Source organism: Paracoccus shanxieyensis, from assembly GCF_009711265.1.
Lineage (GTDB): Bacteria > Pseudomonadota > Alphaproteobacteria > Rhodobacterales > Rhodobacteraceae > Paracoccus > Paracoccus shanxieyensis.
Genome location: NZ_WMII01000001.1, coordinates 89,548 through 109,671, shown reverse-complemented (window position 1 = coordinate 109,671; position 20,124 = coordinate 89,548). Strand labels below are relative to the sequence as shown.

The following is a 20,124-nucleotide window of genomic DNA, read 5'->3' as shown; positions in this document are numbered from 1 at the left end:
TTCCCCGATGGCCAATTCTGGATCGCGCCGCGGCTCTGCCTTGGTGGCCAGCCTGCTTGCCCTGATTGCCGCCGGTGGCCTGTCCTTTCTGGGCGCCCGCGCTGCTGCGGATTTTCTGGAGACGCGATCGCTGCAGGATGTGACCGAGGCGTTGCAGCAAGGCGGATATGACTGGGTGCAGGTCCAGACCGACGGGATGCAGGTCCGCCTGACCGGCACCGCCCCCGACGAGGTGATGCGCTTTCGCGCCAAGACCCGCGCCGCAACCGTGGTCGAGGAAGGCCGCGTCGTCGATCAGATGCAGGTCGCCGCGCGCGAAAGCCTGACCCCGCCCAGCTTCGAGATCGAGATCCTGCGCAACGATCAGGGCCTGTCGGTCATCGGGCTGGTGCCCGCCGCCATGGACCGCGCCGCAATCGCCAACGCCCTGCGCCGGCAGGTCGGCAACGGCACGGTCAGCAACTTGGTCGAAACGGCGGATTATCCCGTTCCCGAAGGCTGGAACGCTGCTTATGGCTTTGCGATCAAGGCGGCGGAACTGGCGCGCCGGGCCAAGATCTCGGTCGCGCCGGGGGCGGTCACGGTGCGCGCCGTCACCGACAGCCCCGCCGAGAAGCATGATCTGGAACTGGCGCTGGACCGCGCCAAGCCCGCAGGCGTGACGCTGACCGCCGAGATCACCGCGCCGCGCCCGGTCATCGCGCCCTTTACCCTGCGCTTTGTCAAGGATGCCGAGGGCGCGCGCTTCGATGCCTGCGCCGCCGATACCGAAGCGGCGCGCGACCGCATCCTTCAGGCCGCCCTGCAGGCCGGGGCGACGGGCCAGCCGCAATGCACGCTGGGCCTTGGCGCGCCCAGCGGTCTGTGGGCCGATGCCGCCAGCCACGCCATCGATGCCGTGGCGGCGCTGGGGGCGGGCTCGGTCACGCTGTCGGATACCGATGTGGCGCTGATCACGCCCGCCGATGTGCCCACCGCCACCTTCGATGAGGTCGTGGGCCGGCTGGAGGGCGCGCTGCCCCCGGCTTTTACCCTGAGCGCCCAGCACGAACAGAAATCCGAAACGCCGCAGGGCCCGGCGGAATTTTCGGCCTCGGTCAGCGCCGGACAGGTGACGCTGCGCGGGCGGATCGGCGACGACCGCATGCGCGAGGCGGTCGAAAGTCTGGCCCGGTCGCGCTTTGGCGATGTGGACAGCGCGCTGCGGCTGGACCCGGATGTGCCCGAAGGCTGGACGCTGCGCAGCATCGCCGCGATCGAGGCGCTGGATGGGTTGGACAGCGGGCGCGTGACGGTCGGCCCGGACCTGATCCGGCTGACCGGGGTGTCGGGCAATCAGCGCGCCTCGGACGCGGCTGCGGCGCGGCTGTCGCAGCGTCTGGGCGCGGGCGCGCGCTATGAACTGGCGATCCGCTATGACCGCAAGCTGGACCCGCTGCTGGCGCTGCCCTCGGGCGAGGAATGCGTGGACCGGCTGAACGTCGCCATGAAGGAATCCGAAATCGGCTTCGAGCCGGGCAAGTCGGTCATTGCCGGCGATCCGACCGAGACGCTGGAGCGCATCGCCGCCGTCATGCGCGACTGCGGCGATTACCGGATCGAGATCGGCGGCCATACCGACAGTCAGGGCGGCGAAGAGATGAACGCCCGCCTGTCGCATGACCGCGCGCAGGCCATTGTCGATGCGCTGCGCGACCATGGCGTGGACATGACCTATGTGGTGTCAAAGGGATATGGCGAAAGCCAGCCCATCGCCGATAACGACACCGATGCGGGACGCGAGGCGAACCGGCGCATCGAATTCACGCTGTTGGCCGATCAGCCTGCCGTGACCGAAACCCCGGCCCCCGCCGAGAAAGTCACCGGCGTCACCGACAGCGCCGAGGTGGTGGCCGAACGCGCGCTTGTCGAGGCGACCGAGGCCGCGACGCTGGCCTTGCGGCTGGTGATGCCCGATGCGCCTTCGCCCGAAGCGGCGCTGCCCTTGGCCACGGCCTCGACGCTGCCGGCCATCGCGGCGCTGGACGGCGATCTGCTGACGCGGATCCATGACGCGCTGACCATCCCGGCGGCCGAGGTGGCCTTCCCCGACAATAACGAGGCCGCGCCGGAAAACGACCCCGAAGCCGCGAGCCATGCCGCCACCAGCCCCTCGGTGCAGGTGGTGACGGGCGCGGTCGCGGCCAGTGCTGCGCCCGGCTCGGCGGCGATCGCTGCCACGCTTCCGGCCCTGCAGACCGTGCTGGATGCCGCCACCGCCGCCACGCTGCCTGCGGGACTTGCCGTGGCCCCGCCTGCTGACACGCCCGCCGACACGCCCGCCGACACGCCCGCCGACACGCCCGTTGACGCGCCCGCAGATGCCGCTGATAACGCCCCCTCGGGTGCCGAGGCGGACTGACCCATGTTCACCGTTTGGAAAACCGAAACGCGCCCATGAACCGCAACGAATTCATCATCGCCACCGCGATCATCCTGTTCGCCGCCTTCATTCTGGGCTGGTTCGCCAGTTGGCTGATCCACCGCCTGTCCCGCGTCACCCGCGCCGAGATGGGCGAGTTGGAAAGCATGGCCCAGCAATTGCACGAGGCCGAGGAAGCCCGCGACAAGGCCGTATCCGAGCTTGAAGAGCGCGAGGCGGATCTTGTCGCGAAACTGGGCACGACCGAATCCGAATTGCGCGCGGCGCAGGATCAACTGGCCGAAAGCCAGACCGAGATCGAGGAATTGCGCGACTATATCGACCGCAAGCTGGCCAAGACATAACGGCGGCAACCATGGCCCGCATGAAAAAGGCCCCGCACGAAAAAGGCCCGGTCGCGCTGACCGGGCCTTTCGCATGATCTGAGAGGCCTCAGACGCCCGCTTCGATGATCGCGCGCGCCAGAACCGGCACGGTCTGGTCGTTCAGACCGGCGATGTTCAGCCGCGAATCGCCGACCATGTAGATCGCAAACTGATCGCGCATCTTCGCCACCTGTTCCGGCGTGGCCCCCAGACGCGAGAACATGCCGCGATGCTGGGCGATGAAGTCGAAGCGGTCCGACCCCGACAGGTCGCGCAATTCGCGCGCCAGCTGTTCGCGCAGGCGCAGCATGCCGCCGCGCACATCCTCAAGCTCGGCCTGCCAGTCGGCGCGCAGCGCGTCATCGCCAAGGATGGTCGAGACGATCTTGGCGCCGTGGAAGGGCGGGAAGGAATAGGTCTGGCGGTTCAGATAGGCCATCGCGCCCTGCGCCAGATCCTTCGTCGCCGCATCCGGGCACAGCGCCAGCAGAATGCCGGTGCGTTCGCGGTAGATGCCGAAGTTCTTGGAACAGGATGCGGCAATCAGCACCTCGGGCAGCCGCGAGGCGATCAGCCGCGTGCCTGCGGCGTCTTCCTCCAGCCCGTCGCCGAACCCCTGATAGGCAAGGTCGATCAGGGGGATCGCGCCGGTCGTCTCAAGGATCTGCGCGACCTCGGCCCATTGCTCCAGCGTCAGGTTGGCGCCGGTCGGGTTGTGGCAGCAACCATGCAGCAGCACCACATCGCCCTTTTTCGCCGCCGAGATATCGGCCTTCATCGCGTCGAAATCGACCGAGCGGCTGGCATTGTCGAAATAGCGATAGCTGACCTGCGCCACGCCCATGAAATTCATGATGGTGATATGGTTGGGCCAGGTCGGATCGCTGACAAAGACCCGCAGATCGGGATTGGCCATGCGCGCCAGTTCCAGCGCCTGACGGATGGCGCCGGTGCCGCCCACGGTCGCCAGCGCGGCGGTGGTGTCCGCCTTGTAGCCCGCGCCAAGGATCATGCTGGCCATGCCCTTCTGGAAGTCGGGCTCGCCCGCCAGACCGGCATAGCTTTTGGTGGTTTCGGTTTCCAGCATCCGCTTTTCGGCTTCCAGAACCGCGCGCATGATCGGCGTGTGGCCGGTCGCATCCTTGTAGACGCCGACGCCAAGGTCGATCTTGCCTTGGCGGCTGTCGGCGCGGAATTCGCCCATCAGGGCCAGAATCTTGTCGGGGGCCTGCGGTTTCAGATTGCCCAGCATCATGCGTCTCCGGTTGCGATTTTCAGATCCGGGAAGCTGCCCCATTCGGCCCAGCTTCCGTCGTAAAGCGAATGATCGGCATGGCCGATGCGCGCCAGCGCCATCATCAGCGATGCGGCCGTCACGCCCGATCCGCAGGTCGTGATGACCGGGCGCGCCAGATCGACGCCCGCGGCCTGAAACACCGCGCGCAGATCGTCTGCGGGCTTCATCGTGCCGTCGTCGTTGAAAAGCTGCTGCCATGGCAGGTTCAGCGATCCGGGGATATGCCCGGCCCGCAGGCCAGGGCGTGGCTCGGGCGCGTCGCCACGGAACCGCTCGGCGGCACGCGCATCAAGGATCTGATGGCTGCCCAGCTTGCTGGCGGCCGCCACCTGCGTTACGTCGCGCACCAGCGCCGCCTGACGCTGCACGGTGATGTGGCGGTCGCGCATGATCGGGCACAGGTCTTCGACCGGGCGGCCCTCGGCGCGCCATTTGGCGAAACCGCCGTCCAGCACGGCGACATTGACCTTGCCCATCAGGCGAAAGGTCCACCAGACCCGGTTCGCCGAATGCAGGGGCGAATTGTCATAGATGACGACCTGATGCCCGTCGCCGATGCCCATGGCGCGCATGCGGCTGATGAACAGCTCGACCGGAGGCGCCATATGCGGCAGATCGCTGCGCTTGTCAGAAATCGCGTCCAGATCGAAGAAACGCGCGCCGGGAATATGCGCGGCCTCATATTCCGCATGGGCGTCGCGGCCCTTGGGATCCAGAAACCACGTCGCATCCAGCACGCGCAGATCCGGATCGTTCAGATGCGCCGCCAGCCATTCGGTCGAGACCAGCGTTCTGGGATCATCGGAATCATTTGCCATGTGCTGCCCCCCGACTGACGCAAAAGCGTCACCCGTCTAACGCCAGCGGCAGGGCGCTGCAATGGTGGAAGGCTCAGCCGTGCTTCAGAAGCCGCTGTTTCTCGCGGCCCCAGTCGCGCTTGGCTTCGGTTTCGCGCTTGTCGTGGTTCTTCTTGCCCTTGGCCACGCCGATCTTCAGCTTCACCTTGCCGCGATCGTTGAAATACATCACCAGCGGGATCAGCGTCATGCCTTCGCGCCCGATCGCCTGCCAAAGCCGCGCCAGTTCCTTGCGCGACACCAGCAGCTTGCGCTTGCGGCGTTCTTCGTGGCCGAAAACCCCTGCCTGCTTGTAGGCGGCGATATAGCCGTTGATCAGCCACAATTCGCCATCCTCGACCGAGGCATAGCTTTCGGCGATGTTCGACTGGCCGGTGCGCAGGCTTTTCACCTCGGACCCGGTCAGGACAATGCCGACCTCAAGATCGGTCTCGATGAAGTAATCGAACCGCGCCCGGCGGTTTTCGGCGATGACTTTGTAATTGGTGTCGGTCTTGGTGGCCATGATCGGGCAGAGATAGGGCCGCCCGACCGTAAAGTAAAGATTTCAGCGCCGAACCAGCTTGGGAAGCAGCGCCTGCACGCCCGCGCAGACATCCTGCCATGTGGTGTCAAACCCCGCCGTGCCGCCGAAATAGGGATCGGTGACGGATTGGCCTTCGCGGCCCACGACGTGATCCAGCAGCAGCGACAGTTCCGCCCGGCCATCGGCGGGGGCGACGCTGCGCAGGTCCGACAGGTTCTTGTCATCCATGGCGACGATATGGTCGAAGTCGCGGAAATCCTGCGGACGCACCTGCCGCGCCCGCAACCGCGAGATGTCGATGCCGTTCTGCGCCGCCACGGCCTGCGCCCGGCGGTCAGGCTCGCTTCCGACATGCCAGTCGCCGGTGCCAGCGGAATCAATGCGGATGTCGGCACCTTTGTCCAGCGCGGCGGCGCGCATGGCCCCCTCGGCTAAAGGCGAGCGGCAGATATTGCCCAGACAAACGAACAGAACCGATGATTTTTGCATGTTTTCCCTCATTCGACAGGCATCGGCTTGCCTGACGGTTTCAAATTACTTCACGCCGCCGCGAAGGCAACCGGTCACGGCCATGTGAAGGGGCAATCCAAAGCCGCAGTGACGCCCGCGCAGACAGGTGGCGCGGCTCAGGCCCCGATCATCAGTACCAGCAGGGCCGCGACGGCGGCATTGACGGGCACGGTGATGACCCACGCGCCCAGAATGCGCTGGACATAGGACCAGCGCACCAGCTCGCGCCGCTCTTGTTCCGGTCCGGGCATGGGGGCGCGCTTTCTGACCCTTAGCCGGTCGCGCCATTCGCGATAGACGCCGACTCCGAAGACGCCGCCCACGGTGATATGCGTGGTCGAGACCGGCAGCCCCAGCGCCGTGCACAGCAGCACCGTCAGCGACGCGGCCAGGGTGACGCACAGCGCCCGCGCCGGGTTCAGTTGCGTGATCTTGCTGCCGACCATATGCACAAGGCGGCCGCCAAACAGCATCACGCCCATGGCGATGCCCAGCCCCGCCAGCAGCAGCACGGTAAAGGCCGACAGCGGCGTCTGCCCCTCGGGTCCGATACCGCCAAGCGCGATCATCAGCGGTCCCGCAACCTTGGCCGCGCTGTTCGCGCCATGGCCAAAGCTCATGATGATCGCGGTGACGATCAGCGGCATGCCCAGCAGCCGCTTCAGCCCGACAGACTCTTTGTCGCTGCCCTGTCCCTGAGCGATCTGGCGGCCCAGCTCATAATGCGTATAGGCCGCGAACAGCACCGCAAAGACGACCGCCAGCAGCGCCACAGCAGTCCAGCTGGCCCCGTGCCATTCGATCCCGGCAAACAGCGCCAGCGCGCCTGCGGTCACGCCCATCAGCCCGGTCAGCCAGCGCCGGCCCGAGGGGATGGGGTCGTCCTTGTCCAGCATGTGACGGTGCATGCTGGCCAGCAGCAGCGCCGCCAGACATCCCGACAGAATGGGCGACACGACCCAGCCCAAGGCAACCGTGGCCAGCGCGGGCAGGTTCAGCGCATTGATGCCGAAAATCGCGACGCCCGCGCCCGCGATGGCGCCGACGATGGAATGCGTGGTGCTGACCGGCGCGTTCAGCCATGTCGCGATGCTGATGCAGGTCGCGGCGGCAGTCAGCGCGGCCAGCATCATGCGCGGCGTCGGGCTGGCCGTGGCATAGGCGTCGCCGATCAGCCCCTGCGTCAACGTCCGCATCACGCCACCGCCCGCGATGCCCGCGCCCGCGATCTCCATGACCGCAACCATCGCCAGCCCGGTCCCGATGCCGATGGCCCCGGCCCCGACCGCCGGAGCCAGCGAATTCGTCACGTCATTGGCCCCGATCGACAGCGCCAGATACAGCGCCAGCGCCAGGGCCGCCGCCGTCATCCCGATCACCGGCTGCTGCGCCAGCGCACCTGCGGAAAAAGCCGCGACCGCCGCCACAAAGATCAGCGCGATCCCCAGCCGCAACACCGGCTGCCCTGATACCAGCCGCGCATGGTCGGCATTGCTCAGCCGTCCCAGATCCTTGTCAAGGATGCGGTAATCGCGGTTGTCGCGCGTCATCAGACCTTCTCGGCGGCAGCTGGAAGCGCGCGCAGCAGTTTCTTCAGCCCGTCCTCGGCCACCAGTTCGGCCGCGCGTGCCGGGCCGAACCAACGCCGCTTGCGCTGATCCTGTTCGGGAAATTCGTCGGCAAGCGCGCTGACATCCATCTGATAGACGCGCACCTCGACCGGAATCGCAAAGCCGCGATCCTGAACCTTGTCATAGCGATAGGTGCCGATCTCGGCTTCGGCGATCTCTCCTTGCGCGCCGGCCTCTTCCCATGCTTCCTGCTTGGCGGCCTGGGCAAGGCTGCGTCCGGACATGGGCCAGCCCTTGGGCACGACCCAGCGACCGGTGCCCCGGCTGGTGATCAGAAGCACATTGCCGGTCTCTGCCTGCAGGCACAAAGCGGCAACTTGCATTTCCGGCGGCCTGCGGCCGATCAGCCTTGCGAAGATATCGCGAAAATGCTGCGTCACTCTACTCCTCTTTCTCGTGAACCTTGCCACGAAGGGTCTTTATTTCGCCCCGTTGGGTCTTGGCCGACAGTCGCCGACGCTTGCTGCCAAGGGTCGGCCGGGTCGGGATGCGTTTGCGCGGCGCAACCAGCGCCTCGCGGATCAGTTCGGCCAGCCGCTCGCGTGCGATGTCGCGGTTGCGCGCCTGACTGCGTGTTTCCTCGACGCGGATCAGGACCGCGCCATCCTGCGTCCAGCGCCGGCCTGCAAGGCGGCGCAGTCGCGTCTTTGCCGGTGGTGGCAGATGCGGAGAACGCTCGGCCTCGAAACGCAGTTCCACGGCCGTCTCGACCTTGTTCACGTTCTGCCCGCCCGGTCCCTGAGACCGGGTGAAATGTTCGGACAATTCCCATTCTTCAAGGGCGACGGTTTCGTTTATGCGCAACATGTCGGGAATATGACGCAAAACCGGACATGGAAAAGGGTCAAAAGGGTTAACGCACCTGAAAATACCGTTAGTGCAGCCTGATTGCAGCAGTTGCGGCGGCTCCGTCGGCGTCGATGACCGTCAGTTGCGCAAATCCCGGGCCCGGATTGGGCAGGCTGGTCTGCGGCTCGGCAGTTGCAATTGTCTGCGGTGCGCCATTCAGCAGAAAGGTCCATGGGCCGCGCCCGCCCTGCGCCTTGGCAATCAGCGGCCCGCGCGTGTCGATCTCGGCCCCGTCGGGCGGATAGGTCAGCCGCAGCGCATCGGGCGCGGCGGGACGCTGGACTGCGGCACTGGCCTGACCCGGCGGGGTAAAGCGGCGCAGCGGCAAGGGCAGGGCGGCATTGGGCAGCGTCAGCACCTGCGGCGGCGGCGGGGGCAGCGCCACCGATGGCAGCGCGTCGAACAGATCGAACAACACCGGCGCCGCCAGATCGCCGCCAAAGGCCCCCGGCACCGGCGTGCCGTCGGGCCGCCCCAGCCAGACCGCGCCGACATGCGCGCCGTCATAGCCCACCGCCAAGGCATCGCGATGCCCGTATGATGTGCCGGTCTTATAGGCCATCGGCCGCAGCCGCGCGCCATGCGGGGCCGGGTTCTGCGCCAGCACATCGCCCACCTGCCACGCCGCGCCGCGCCCGAACATGCGCGCGGGCAGGGGCGCTGCCGCCCCCGGCAGGGCCGTAAGCGCGATCCCTTGTCCGCCCCGCGCCAGCGCGGCATAGCCCTGCGCCAGACCCTCCAGCGTCACGCCGCCCCCGCCCAGCACCAGGGCAAGCCCCGGAGCCTCGCCCGGCAGCCGCAGCGTGATGCCGCCCCGCGCCAGCACCTGCGCCACGCGGTTCGGTCCCAAGGCGTCGGCCAGCTTCACGACAGGGATGTTCAGCGACCAGATCAGCGCATTGCGCAGGCTGACCGTGCCCCGGAACATGTGATCGAAATTCTGCGGCTGCCAGCGCCCGAAGGCGGTCGGGCGGTCCTCGATCAGCGTCTCTGGATGGGCCAGACCATCATCGAAGGCCAGCCCATAGACAAAGGGCTTCAGCGTCGATCCCGGACTGCGCCATGCCCGCGTCATGTCGACGAACCCGGCCGAGCCGCCATCCGTCCAGTCCGCCGCGCCGACTTCGGCCAGTATCTCGCCACTGCGGTGATCGGCCAGCACGATCGCCGCCGACAAGCGCCGCCCCGCACCCCTGACCGCGCGCGAGGCCAGATCCTCGGCACGCCGCTGCAGCCGCAAATCGATGGTCGTCTCGATCCGCGTGGCGCCGGGATGTTCGCGCATCAGCCGGGCGGCCAGCAAAGGCGCATGGGCAGGAAAGGCGCGGCGCATCCGCGGCACGGGCTCGGCCATGGCGGCCTTCGCATCGTCCTGCGAGATCAGCCCCGCCTCGGCAGCCCGCGCCAGCACGCGGTTGCGCGCGGCCAAAGCGGCAGCCGCAAAACGGTCGGGCCGCCGCGTCTCGGGCGATTGCGGCAAGGCGACCAGCAAGGCCGCCTGCGCGGGCGACAGGCGGCGCGGCTCCTTGCCGAACCATTGCAGACTGGCGGCGCGGATGCCCTCGACATTCGCGCCATAGGGCGCCAGCCGCAGGTAAAGCTGCAGGATCTGACGCTTGTCCAGCCGCCGCTCCAAAGCCAGCGCCAGCCGGATCTGCCGGAGCTTGCCCGGCCATTGCCCGACCGGCCCCTGCTCGATCAGCCGCGCCACCTGCATGCTCAGCGTCGAGCCGCCGGACACGACCCGCCCATGCCGCGCGGCCTGCAGCCCCGCCCGCAGCACGGCGCGCAGATCGACGCCGCTGTGATCGGCAAAGCGCCGGTCCTCCCACAGCATCAGCATGTCCAGAAACAGCGGATCGACCGGGCCGGCATCCAGCCGCCAGCGCCCGTCGGCCACCTGAAACGCCCGCAACAGCGACCCGTCGCGGGCCAGCACCTCGACCCCGACCGGCACATCCAGCACCGGCATTTCGGTCAACGCCACCCAGCGGTCGAAACGGTCGCGCAGCCCGGCGCCCAGACCCAGCACCAGAACGGCAACGGCAATCGACAGGGCAAGACGGCGCGAAGTCATGCCGCATCAATACGCCGAAGATGGCCGCAAAGCACCCGGTTTCCTTGTTTTCCAAATACCCATGCGACCGCAGCCACCGGCGGCTACTTCGCCGCGTCGTCGCCAAACAGCCCCTTCAGCCCGCGCGCGATCAGATTGCCCACGGTCGGGCGCGGCTGCTGGACAAAGGGCAGCGGGCGGCAGACCTCCATCGCGGCGATGCCCACACGCGCGGTCAGCGCGCCGTTCACCACCCCCTCGCCGAACCGTTTCGAGACCTTGGCCAGAATCCCGCCGCCCGCGACCGTATGGATCAGATCGTCGCCCGCCGCGACCGCGCCGGTCGCCACCAGATGCGTCATGACGGTGCGGGCCAGCCGCCAGCCGCCGACGGCCCCGGCGCGCCCGCCATAGATCTCGGCCATGCGGCGGATCATGCGCAGGTTCGCCGCCAAGGCCGCAATCACATCGGCCAGTGCCAGCGGGATCAGCGCCGTGGCGGCGGCAACGGTGCGGGCCGCCGCCTCGATCTCGCGCCGGGCCTGCTGATCCAGCGGCGCCAGCAACTCGGCCTCGGCCACCGAAATCAGCGTCACCGCGTCATAGGCCTCGGCCTTGCGCTGCGCGAGCCTGCCGCGGCCCCATTCCAGCTCGGGCCGCGCGCGATATAGCTGCTCCAGCTTGCCCACCACATCCTGCGCCGCCTTCACATCGCCCGAGGCCATGGCCGCCCCCGCTGCCCGGTTGATGCCGTCGATCGCGCCGAACCGCGCCCATGCCCGGTATTCGCGCCAGGCCATGCCAAGTGCCGCGATGCAGAACAGCACCATCAGCGCAAAGCCGACAAAGCCCAGCAGAGGATAGGTGTTCATCAGGTTCGACAGATAGCGCAGCGCCGAAACCGACAGCAGAAAGGTGAACAGCGCCACCCCGGTATTGATGAAGAACCGCGTCATCGGCGACGGCCCCTTGCCCACCAGCCGCTGCACAAGCTGCATGGTGCGCGGCTCGGGCAGCACCGCCTGCAACCCGTCGTCGATCATCGGCGCATCGGCGGGCGAGGGGATGTCGCCCCCCGCCTCGCGCGGCGCGCGGCGCGCGCGTTCGTCCTGCCGTGGTGCATCCATGCGCGCGGCCTCGTCGGGGCGGGGCGGCGTCTCAGGCATCACCGGGGCGTCCAGCACCGGGCCGGGGCTGCGGCGGGGCGGTTCCTCGGGGGTTCCCATCTCGATCAGGACCGGGCCGCGGCGTTTTCCGTTCTCGCTCATGGCGCGCTCCTTATATCTGGTCGCCGATCAGGAATTCCGCCGCCCGGTCCAGCCGGATATGCGGCGGTCCGTCACCTGCGCGCATGGTGCTGGCGGCGGGGGCGAAATCCATGATGGCGTAATCGCCGCCCAGCCAGTTGGCCGCGCCCTCTTTGGCAGGCACCAGCAATTCGGCGGGGTTTTCCGGCAATTCGCCCGGATAGAAGGCGGCCTGCCGTCCGTCCATCAGCGTGCCGCGCACGGCGGGCAGGTCCTCGCCCTCCTGCCGGATGACCTCTTCGGTGGTGGTGCGCAGCGAGGCGATGGACATCGCCTCGGTCCGGGCGCCGGAAAAATCGGCGCGGTCGCGCGCCTCGCGCAGCATGGCGCCGGTGATCGCGGTCAGGCGCGGATGCTGCAGGTGGTGCAGGTGGTCGGCCTTGGTGGCGGCAAACAGGATGCGTTCGACCCGCCGCGTGCCAAGGATCTGCGCCAGCCAGCCCGCGCGACCGGGCCGGAAGGCGGTCAGGATGTCGGCCATGGCGCGGCGCATGTCCTCGACCGCCTGCGGGCCGGCATGGATCGCGCCCAGCACATCCATCAGCACCACCTGCCGGTCGATGCGGGCGAAATGATCGCGAAAGAACGGCCGCACGACGCGCGACTTGTAGGCCCCGAAGCGGCGCGCGAATTCGCGCCCTGTGGCGGTGTCGCGCAACTCTGCAGGCAGCGGCGTGAAGGTCAGCGCGGGCGAGCCTTCCAGCTCACCCGGCATCAGGAAGCGTCCCGGCGTGCAGTCCGACCAGCCCGCATCCCGCGCGACATGCAGATGCCGGGTATAGGCGGCGGCCAGAACCTGCGCACCGCTTTCATCGAACCGATCGCGCGGGGCGGCGGCCAGCGCGGCACGGAAATCATCGGCGCCGGGGCGGCCCTGCATGCGGTCCAGCACCTCGTCGGACCATTGCGCGAAATCACGATCCATCAGCCGCAGATCCAGCAGCCATTCGCCGGGATAATCCACGATATCCAGATGCAGCACCTGCTGGCCGCGCCAGCCCGCGATCAGCCCGCGCGGCTGGATCCGCAACGACAGGCGCAACTGGCTGACATGGCGCGTGCCTTCGGGCCAATGCGGGTCCGGGCCGGTCATCGCCGCCAGATGGCGTTCAAAATCGAAACGCGGCACGGTATCGTCGGGCTGAGGTTGCAGCCACGCCGCCTTCAGGCTGCCATCCGCCGCCGCCCGCAGCGCGGTCATCCGCCCCCGGTCCAGAAGGTTCGCCACCAGCGAGGTGATGAACACCGTCTTGCCCGCGCGGGACAGTCCCGTGACCCCCAGTCGGATCACCGGGTCCGACAAGCCCAGCCCCTGCATCAGATCATCGGCGATACCCATCACGTCCCTCGTGCTTATACCGGGCCAAGATATGCAACGCCGAAGGCGATGTGTAGGGTTTCAGATGCCGAAGGTCCGGCGGGATGATCCGCTAATCCTCGTCATCATCCGAGATCAGCCCAACAAAGGCCACCGCGCCCAGCGGCAGCAGGAACAGCAGCAAAGACGCGTCCATCACGATACCTGAATAGATTTGAGCAATATCCCTTCATCAGGGCCGAATAACACCAGCCTGTCAAAGCATGCTTGACGCCCGCCGCATCTTTTCGTGCGGCTGTGGCTTTGACATAAGACGCCCATGTCCTTGCCCATCGACTCTGTCCTGCCCGAACTGACTGCCGCCCTTGCCGCGCATGGCCGCGCGGTGCTGATGGCGCCGCCCGGCGCGGGCAAGACGACGCGCGTGCCGCTGGCTTTGCTGCCGGTCGTGTCGGGCAGGATCGTCATGCTGGAACCCCGCCGCCTTGCCGCGCGCGCCGCCGCCGAACGCATGGCCGAAACGCTGGGCGAGCCCTTGGGCCAGACCGTCGGCTATCGCATCCGCGGCGAGGCCGTGGCGGGCCGCCGCATCGAGGTCGTGACCGAGGGCATCCTGACGCGGATGCTGCAATCGGATCCGGGGCTCGACGGGATCGGCTGCGTGATCTTCGACGAATTTCACGAACGCAGCCTGAACGCAGACCTTGGCCTTGCGCTGGCCTATGAGGCGCGGGCGGCGCTGCGCCCCGATCTGATGCTGGTGGTCATGTCGGCCACGCTGGATGCCGCACCCGTGGCGGCGCTTCTGGACGACGCGCCGGTCATCACCTCGCAAGGCCGCGCCTTTCCGGTGGAAACCCGCTGGATGGACCGCCCGCTGCCCGCCTCCGCCCGCCTGATCCCGGAAGCCGCGCGGCTGGTGGCGCAGGCATTCGCCGACACCCGCGACATCGGCGGCACGGTCCTGACCTTTCTGCCCGGCGAGGGCGAGATCCGGCGCGTTGCCGCCGCGCTGGATCTGGATGCCGATGTGGTGCCGCTTTACGGCGCGATGGATTTCAAGGCGCAGCGGGCGGCGATGCTGCCCGCGCAGGGGCGGCGGCGGGTGGTGCTGGCGACCTCGATCGCGGAAACCTCGCTGACCATTCCCGATGTGAAGGTCGTGGTGGATGCCGGGCGGGCGCGGCGCGCGCGGTTCGATCCGGGCAGCGGCATGTCGCGTCTGGTGACCGAACGCGTCAGCCGCGCCGAGGCCGAGCAGCGCCGGGGCCGGGCGGGCCGCGTGGCGCCGGGCATCTGCTATCGCCTGTGGGCGCGGGCCGAGGAAGGCGCGCTGCCTGCCTTCGCGCCGCCGGAAATCGCCGTGGCCGATCTGGCCGGGCTGGCGCTGGAACTGGCGAACTGGGGCAGCGACGGCGCGGATCTGGCTTTCCTGACCCCGCCGCCCGAGGCTGCCTTGGCCGAGGCGCGCGCGTTGCTGGCGGGGCTGGGCGCGCTGGATGGCGGCGGGCGGATCACCCCGCATGGCCGGGCTTTGGCGGCGCTGCCGCTGCATCCGCGTCTGGCGCATATGCTGGTCGTCGCGGGCCGGGATGCCGCCGATCTGGCTGCCCTGCTGGGCGAGCGCGATCCGCTGACCGGCGCGCCGACCGATCTGACGCTGCGCCTGACGGCGATCCGCGACGCCCGCGCCTATGGTGACCGCCACCCATGGCCGGTCAATGCAGGCGGCCTGCACCGCATCCGCGATGAGGCCAAGCGGCTCAGGCGCATGGCGCAGGACCGCCCGACATTGTCGCCCGGCGCGATGGCGGCATTGGCCTATCCCGACCGCATCGGCCTGCGCCGCAAGGGCGATCAGCAGCGCTATGTGCTGTCGGGCGGCAAGGGCGCCATCCTGCCCGAGGGCGACGCCTTGGCCAATGCGCGCTTCATCGTCGCGACCGATCTGGACGGCGACACGCGCGAGGCGCGGGTGCGCATGGCCGTCGCTGTCGGCGAAGACGATCTACGCCGGCTGTTCGCCGACCGGATCCAGACCGTGGAATCGGTCGCTTGGTCGCGCCGCGACAACCGCATCCTTGCCCGCAGGCAAGAGCAGTTGGGCGCGTTGGTGCTGGCCGACCGGGCGCTGGACGATCCCGATCCGCAGGCCATGGCGCGCGCCGCATGGGACGGGCTGCGGCTGAACGGGCTGACATGGACCCCTGCTGCGGCTCGGCTGCGGGCGCGCATCGCACTGGTGGCGGATCTGGGCGCGGTGGACGATGCCGCGCTGCTCTCCGATGCCGAGTGGCTGCTGCCCTATCTGGGGCGGGTGCGCAGCCTTGCCGATCTGCGCGCGCTGGACCTGACCGAGGCGCTGAAGGCCCGCATCGGCTGGGACGGCCAGCAAAAGCTGGACCGCAGCGCGCCCGCGCATTTCGTCACGCCGCTGGGGCGCAAGGTGCCCATCGACTATGACGCCGAAACGCCGGGCATCGAGTTGAAGCTGCAAGAACTGTTCGGCGTGGCCCGCCATCCCGTCGTGGGCGGCAGACCGCTGCGCATCACCATGGTGTCGCCCGGCGCCAAGCCCATCGCGGTCACCACCGATCTGCCCGGCTTCTGGGCCGGAAGCTACGGCGATGTGCGCAAGGACATGCGCGGCCGCTACCCGCGCCATCCATGGCCGGAAAACCCGCTCGAGGCCGACCCCACCACCCGCGCCAAGCCGCGCGGCACTTGATCCGGGCGCGGTGTCGGTCGGGTCGGGGTGATGGAGGCGGCCTTGCTTGAGTTAAGGCTTAGATGGCGGGAAAACCGCTTGGGGTTAGTCCGACCACGCATGCCAATGTCTCGCGGCACTTGATGCTGGCGGCTTTGGTCGGCGTGGTTCCTTGGCCAGCTCGCTCCTGAGCGGGACGCCCGGACAGAAGGACACCCGCTTGAGGTCGATCCGACCACCTGCGCCAAGTCGCGCGGCCTATGACCAAGGCGCCTTGATCCGGGGCGGCTGGGATGCGGGCGGGCCTGATCGGGGTGGCGCTTATCGGCTTGGTCCTGAGGCGGACGCATGGATCGCTGGAAAAACGTTTGGGGCCATCTTGACCCATCCGCGCCAAGCCGCGTCGCACTTGATCCGGGGAAGGGGGGCATGGGGACCGCCTTATTGAGGTGAGGCTTTTCCACTTGGTCCTGATCTGCTTGCATCGAGGGGCGGAACCCGCTCAGCTCTGATCTCACCACCCGCGCCCAACCATGCGGCTTTCGGTTCGGGTGAGGATGATGCAGGGCTCTAATCAGGCTGCTTCTTCGGTCCTGATCCGGACGCCCGGACAGAAGGATACCCGCCTGAGGCCGATCCCACCACGCATGTCAGACTGAGCGGCTGCTGACAGGGACATCAGATGCAGCGGCGTGGCGCTGATCCGGGCCAGCCTCAGATGCGGCTGGCTGTGATCCTCACGCCTCTGATACCGGCGGCCTTAATCCAGACGGGTCGGCAGGGTCAGGCCGCGCAGGATTTCGGAGGCGGGCATGGGGCGCTTGCCCTGCCGCTGCGCCTCGGTGATGCGCAGCGCGCCTTGGCCGCAGGCGATGGTGAAGCCCTCCAGCACCTGACCCGGCGCGCCCGCGCCGGTCGCCATCTCTGACCTTAGCAACTTCACCCGCTCCCCGTCGATCAGGCACCATGCGCCCGGAAACGGCGACAACCCGCGGATCTGGCGGTCGATCTGGGCGGCGGGGCGGGTCCAGTCGATCCGCGCCTCGGCCTTGTCGATCTTGGCGGCATAGGTCACGCCCTCCGCCGCCTGAGGCGTGGCGGGCAGCGGCAGGCGCGCCAGCGTGCCCGCGATCAGCGCGGCGCCCATCTGCGACAGCCGGTCATGCAGATCGGTGGTGGTTTCCGTAGCACCGATCGGGGTGCGCGTCTCGGCCAGAACCGGGCCGGTATCCAGCCCCGCCTCCATCTGCATGATCGCGACGCCGGTTTCCGCATCGCCGGACATGACGGCGCGATGGATCGGCGCGGCCCCCCGCCAGCGCGGCAGCAGCGAGGCGTGGATGTTCAGACAGCCCAGCCGCGGCGCGTCCAGCACCGGCTGCGGCAGGATCAGCCCATAGGCGACGACGACCGCCACATCCGCCCGCAGCGCCGCGAAATCCGCCTGATCTTCGGGCGATTTCAGGCGTTCCGGCGTGCGCACCGGCAGGCCAAGCGCCTTGGCGGCGTGATGCACCGCCGAGGGGCGGGGCTTCTGGCCGCGACCTGCGGCGCGGGGCGGCTGGGAATAGACGGCCACGACCTCATGACGCGCGGCAATCGCCTGCAAGGCCGGAACCGAGAAATCCGGGGTTCCCATGAAGATCACGCGCATGTCGGTCCCTTTGCCGCTGAGGTGCTGCGGTCATATCCCGGCATCGGGGGCGGATGCAAAGCCCTGCATGAAATCCGCCACCAGCATCGCGGCGCGGTCGCGGGCGCGGGCGTCGAATTTCAGGGGCGACAGGGCCGAGCGTTCGCTTTGGTCAAAGCCGTGATCGACGCCGGGCAGCGTCACCGCCTTCAGATCGGCGCCCTGTGCGACCAGCTTGGCCGTCATGGTGCGGCAGGCGGCGCTGTCGACGATGCTGTCATGCTGGGCCAGCAGCATCAGCCCATGCGCCTGCGCGGGCCAATGGGCCGCACCCGCGCCGCTGATCAGCCCGCAATACGGATACAACAGCACGACCGGCCCGATCTGCGCCTGCAGGTCCGCGCGGGGGGCGGGCCATGCGGCAAGGCCGGGCGGCGGATCGGGCCGCTGGAATGCGGCCATCAGTTCCATCACCGACCACCCCCCGTGCGAGGCGCCCAGCACCGCCACGTCGCGCGTGTCGATCCCCGGCATCTTTCCCAACTCGGCCAGCGCGACCGCCAGATCGCCCGCGCGCTCGGCCCCGGTCAGCACCTGACCCGCGCAGACCGCCCGCCAAGCCTGCGCCACGCCCAGATTGCGCGGCGTGTGGCTGTCAAGGATCAGCGCGGCCCGGTTCTGCGCCAGCATCTGCTGCGCCCAGAATTCCATGTTGTCATGCACGCCATCACAGCCCGACAGCAGCACCGCCGCCTTGTGCGGGCCGGGCGTGGGCGGCGTCAGCAGCCGCCAGCTTGCCGCCAGCATCTGCGCCCGCGCCTCGGGCGGCTCGACCAGCGGCTGCCATCCTACGGCATTGCGCGCGGTGTTCAGCGCCAGAAGCACCAGAACCATCACTGCCGTGACAGCCAGAACTGTCAGCCGTTGTCGCATCCGATCAAGCCGCCTTTGCCGCATTTCGCCTTGAGACGTTCGGTATCCTCGGCCGTCCAGCCTTCGGGGGCGGAAACCGAGATCCAGCCGTCGATATATTCCTTGGCCGCGTACATATGTCCAAAACCCGGCGGCGTCGAGGTGGACACCAGCATGTCCACGGCCAGTTGAAGCTGCGTCACAATCGGTGTGAAGCTGAGATTTGGCGACACATCGGCGGCCTCCGGCTCGGCCATCCATTCCGGCGCGCGCCACAGCGAGGCGGGGTCATAAAAGACGATGGGGTCGCTGGCGTGCTGCAGGAACAGGATGCGGACGCGGCCCCACGCCGTGCCCATGCGGTCGGGCGGCGCATATTGGCTGGCATAGCGGATCACCTCGCCGCCATCGACGACGGGCAGAATATAAGGCGTGCCCGGATCGCGCGCGTCATTCGTCTGCCGCCACAGCGTCGAGGGGAAGGGCGGCCCGACCCAGAAAGCGCCCGAGACCGGATCGTTCAGCATCTCGAACGGGTTGAACGCATACATCGAGGACCACGCCCCCAGCGAGATGCCGTGCAGATACAGCCGCGGCCGGGCATTCGGCGGCAGGCTGCGCCAATGGTCATAGACCAGCCGCATCAGCGCCGTGGTCTGGTCAAGGCCGGATTCCGTTTCAAAGATCAGCGCCAGCGGGCTTTGCAGATAGGAATACTGCACGGCGACCGTCGCGACATTGCCGTTATGCATGTATTCCAGCGCATCATAGCTGGCCGGGTCCATCCAGCCTGTGCCGGTCGGGCTGGCCATGACCAGCACCTTGCGTTCAAAGGCATGGGTGCGGATCATTTCGTCCAGCGCGACGCGGGCGCGGACGGTTGGATCGCTGTCCTGCGCCAGACCGACATAGATGCGCAAAGGCTCAAGCGCGGGGCGGCCGGAAAACGCCTCGATTACGTCGGCCCTTGGGCCGCCAAGGATGAAGTCGCGGCCGGGCTGGCCCATCAGATCCCAGTCGATCAGCGACTCTGGCCCGCCCGAGCGCCAGTTGTCCGTCGGAGCAGGCGTCTCGGTATCGGTCAGATGCTGGGCCGCCGCATAGGAGCTGTCGGCCACGCCAAAGGCCCATCGCACCACACCGTCGCGCGTCAGCAGCACGACGATCAGCGCCGCCAGCAACAGCCCCAGCACATTGGCGCTGGTCACGGGGATATGGCGCGCCAGCCGTTTGCGCAGCAGGTCGAACAGCGCCTGAATCGCCCGGCCCAGCAGGAACAGCACCAGAAAGATCGCCGCCGTCAGCAGCAGCATCTTGGCGGTGTTCGACGCCTCCAACGGCGGCATCTGCATCCGGGCGCGGATGTCGTTCTGCCAATTGTCGGTCAGCATGACGCAGCGCACCAGCAGGGCCAGAACCGGCACCGCCAGCACCGCATGGGCGATCGTCGCCCAGCGTTTGGGCAGCACCGGAATTTCCAGCGTGCGCCAGATCGCCATCAGGAACTGCGTCGCCAGATAGCCCGCCGTCATCGACACGCCCGCCAGAACGCCCTGCATGATCCAGTCGCGCGGGATCAGCGAAGGCGTCAGCGACGCCGAGACCAGCAAAAGCCCAGACAGCAGCGGCAGAACCGAGAACATGCGCGGCAGTTTCCCTTGTGGCAGAAGCGGATCGCCGGAACGGCGCCGGGGCCGGTGGTCATTCGGGGTCACACTAGTGGCGGACCCCACG

16 protein-coding genes are annotated in these 20,124 nt (G+C 68.2%); 3 read left to right on the top strand and 13 right to left on the bottom strand.

Going from position 1 to position 20,124, the window contains the following annotated elements; all coding sequences use genetic code 11:
• Window positions 1-7: 7 nt before the first annotated feature.
• On the top strand, window positions 8-2,401 hold the full coding sequence (locus GL284_RS00520) for an OmpA family protein (RefSeq protein WP_155042696.1): 2,394 nt from the start codon (window positions 8-10) through the stop codon (window positions 2,399-2,401).
• A 35-nt stretch (window positions 2,402-2,436) separates the two neighbouring features.
• Window positions 2,437-2,766, top strand: a complete 330-nt coding sequence (locus tag GL284_RS00515; RefSeq protein WP_155042695.1) for a hypothetical protein — start codon at window positions 2,437-2,439, stop codon at window positions 2,764-2,766.
• An 88-nt stretch (window positions 2,767-2,854) separates the two neighbouring features.
• Here the strand turns inward: GL284_RS00515 and GL284_RS00510 are convergent, their stop codons facing one another.
• The 10 genes from GL284_RS00510 to GL284_RS00465 all read right to left on the bottom strand — a co-directional run bounded on the left by GL284_RS00510 (window position 2,855) and on the right by GL284_RS00465 (window position 13,159).
• Window positions 2,855-4,039, bottom strand: a complete 1,185-nt coding sequence (locus tag GL284_RS00510; protein WP_155042694.1) for an amino acid aminotransferase — start codon at window positions 4,037-4,039, stop codon at window positions 2,855-2,857.
• Entirely contained in the window at window positions 4,039-4,902 is an 864-nt protein-coding gene (sseA, locus tag GL284_RS00505; protein ID WP_155042693.1) for a 3-mercaptopyruvate sulfurtransferase, read from the bottom strand. The genes GL284_RS00510 and sseA overlap by 1 nt, the downstream gene beginning before the upstream one ends.
• A gap of 73 nt (window positions 4,903-4,975) precedes the next feature.
• Window positions 4,976-5,446, bottom strand: a complete 471-nt coding sequence (smpB, locus tag GL284_RS00500; RefSeq protein WP_155042692.1) for an SsrA-binding protein SmpB — start codon at window positions 5,444-5,446, stop codon at window positions 4,976-4,978.
• A 42-nt stretch (window positions 5,447-5,488) separates the two neighbouring features.
• Window positions 5,489-5,956: a low molecular weight protein-tyrosine-phosphatase gene (locus GL284_RS00495; RefSeq protein WP_155042691.1), complete on the bottom strand. Its 468-nt coding sequence runs from the start codon at window positions 5,954-5,956 to the stop codon at window positions 5,489-5,491.
• Window positions 5,957-6,093: 137 nt separating this feature from the next.
• Window positions 6,094-7,527 carry an inorganic phosphate transporter gene (locus tag GL284_RS00490; protein WP_155042690.1) on the bottom strand — a complete coding sequence of 478 codons (1,434 nt, stop codon included), beginning with the start codon at window positions 7,525-7,527 and terminating at the stop codon, window positions 6,094-6,096.
• Window positions 7,527-7,931: an NUDIX hydrolase gene (locus GL284_RS00485; protein WP_155042964.1), complete on the bottom strand. Its 405-nt coding sequence runs from the start codon at window positions 7,929-7,931 to the stop codon at window positions 7,527-7,529. Before GL284_RS00485 ends, GL284_RS00490 begins: the two co-directional genes overlap by 1 nt.
• A gap of 58 nt (window positions 7,932-7,989) precedes the next feature.
• Window positions 7,990-8,415 carry an alternative ribosome rescue aminoacyl-tRNA hydrolase ArfB gene (gene arfB, locus GL284_RS00480; RefSeq protein ID WP_155042689.1) on the bottom strand — a complete coding sequence of 142 codons (426 nt, stop codon included), beginning with the start codon at window positions 8,413-8,415 and terminating at the stop codon, window positions 7,990-7,992.
• A 67-nt stretch (window positions 8,416-8,482) separates the two neighbouring features.
• Window positions 8,483-10,534 (bottom strand): penicillin-binding protein 1C, encoded by a 2,052-nt coding sequence (gene pbpC / locus GL284_RS00475; protein WP_155042688.1) that lies wholly within the window; start codon window positions 10,532-10,534, stop codon window positions 8,483-8,485.
• An 83-nt stretch (window positions 10,535-10,617) separates the two neighbouring features.
• Window positions 10,618-11,781, bottom strand: a complete 1,164-nt coding sequence (locus tag GL284_RS00470) for a YcjF family protein (protein ID WP_155042687.1) — start codon at window positions 11,779-11,781, stop codon at window positions 10,618-10,620.
• Between the two features lie 10 nt (window positions 11,782-11,791).
• Window positions 11,792-13,159, bottom strand: coding sequence for a YcjX family GTP-binding protein (locus GL284_RS00465; RefSeq protein WP_155042686.1), 1,368 nt, complete (start codon window positions 13,157-13,159; stop codon window positions 11,792-11,794).
• Between the two features lie 298 nt (window positions 13,160-13,457).
• Between GL284_RS00465 and hrpB the strand changes: the two genes are divergently transcribed.
• Window positions 13,458-15,866 carry an ATP-dependent helicase HrpB gene (hrpB, locus tag GL284_RS00460; RefSeq protein ID WP_155042685.1) on the top strand — a complete coding sequence of 803 codons (2,409 nt, stop codon included), beginning with the start codon at window positions 13,458-13,460 and terminating at the stop codon, window positions 15,864-15,866.
• A 739-nt stretch (window positions 15,867-16,605) separates the two neighbouring features.
• Here the strand turns inward: hrpB and fmt are convergent.
• Genes fmt through GL284_RS00445 form a run of 3 tightly spaced genes read right to left on the bottom strand, consistent with a single transcriptional unit; the run spans window position 16,606 to window position 20,033 of the window.
• Entirely contained in the window at window positions 16,606-17,499 is an 894-nt protein-coding gene (gene fmt, locus GL284_RS00455; protein WP_155042684.1) for a methionyl-tRNA formyltransferase, read from the bottom strand.
• 30 nt (window positions 17,500-17,529) lie between these two features.
• Window positions 17,530-18,411 (bottom strand): dienelactone hydrolase family protein, encoded by an 882-nt coding sequence (locus GL284_RS00450; RefSeq protein WP_155042683.1) that lies wholly within the window; start codon window positions 18,409-18,411, stop codon window positions 17,530-17,532.
• A complete protein-coding gene (locus GL284_RS00445; protein ID WP_155042682.1) occupies window positions 18,396-20,033 on the bottom strand; it encodes an alpha/beta hydrolase in 1,638 nt (545 codons plus the stop codon). Before GL284_RS00445 ends, GL284_RS00450 begins: the two co-directional genes overlap by 16 nt.
• Window positions 20,034-20,124 lie beyond the last annotated feature (91 nt).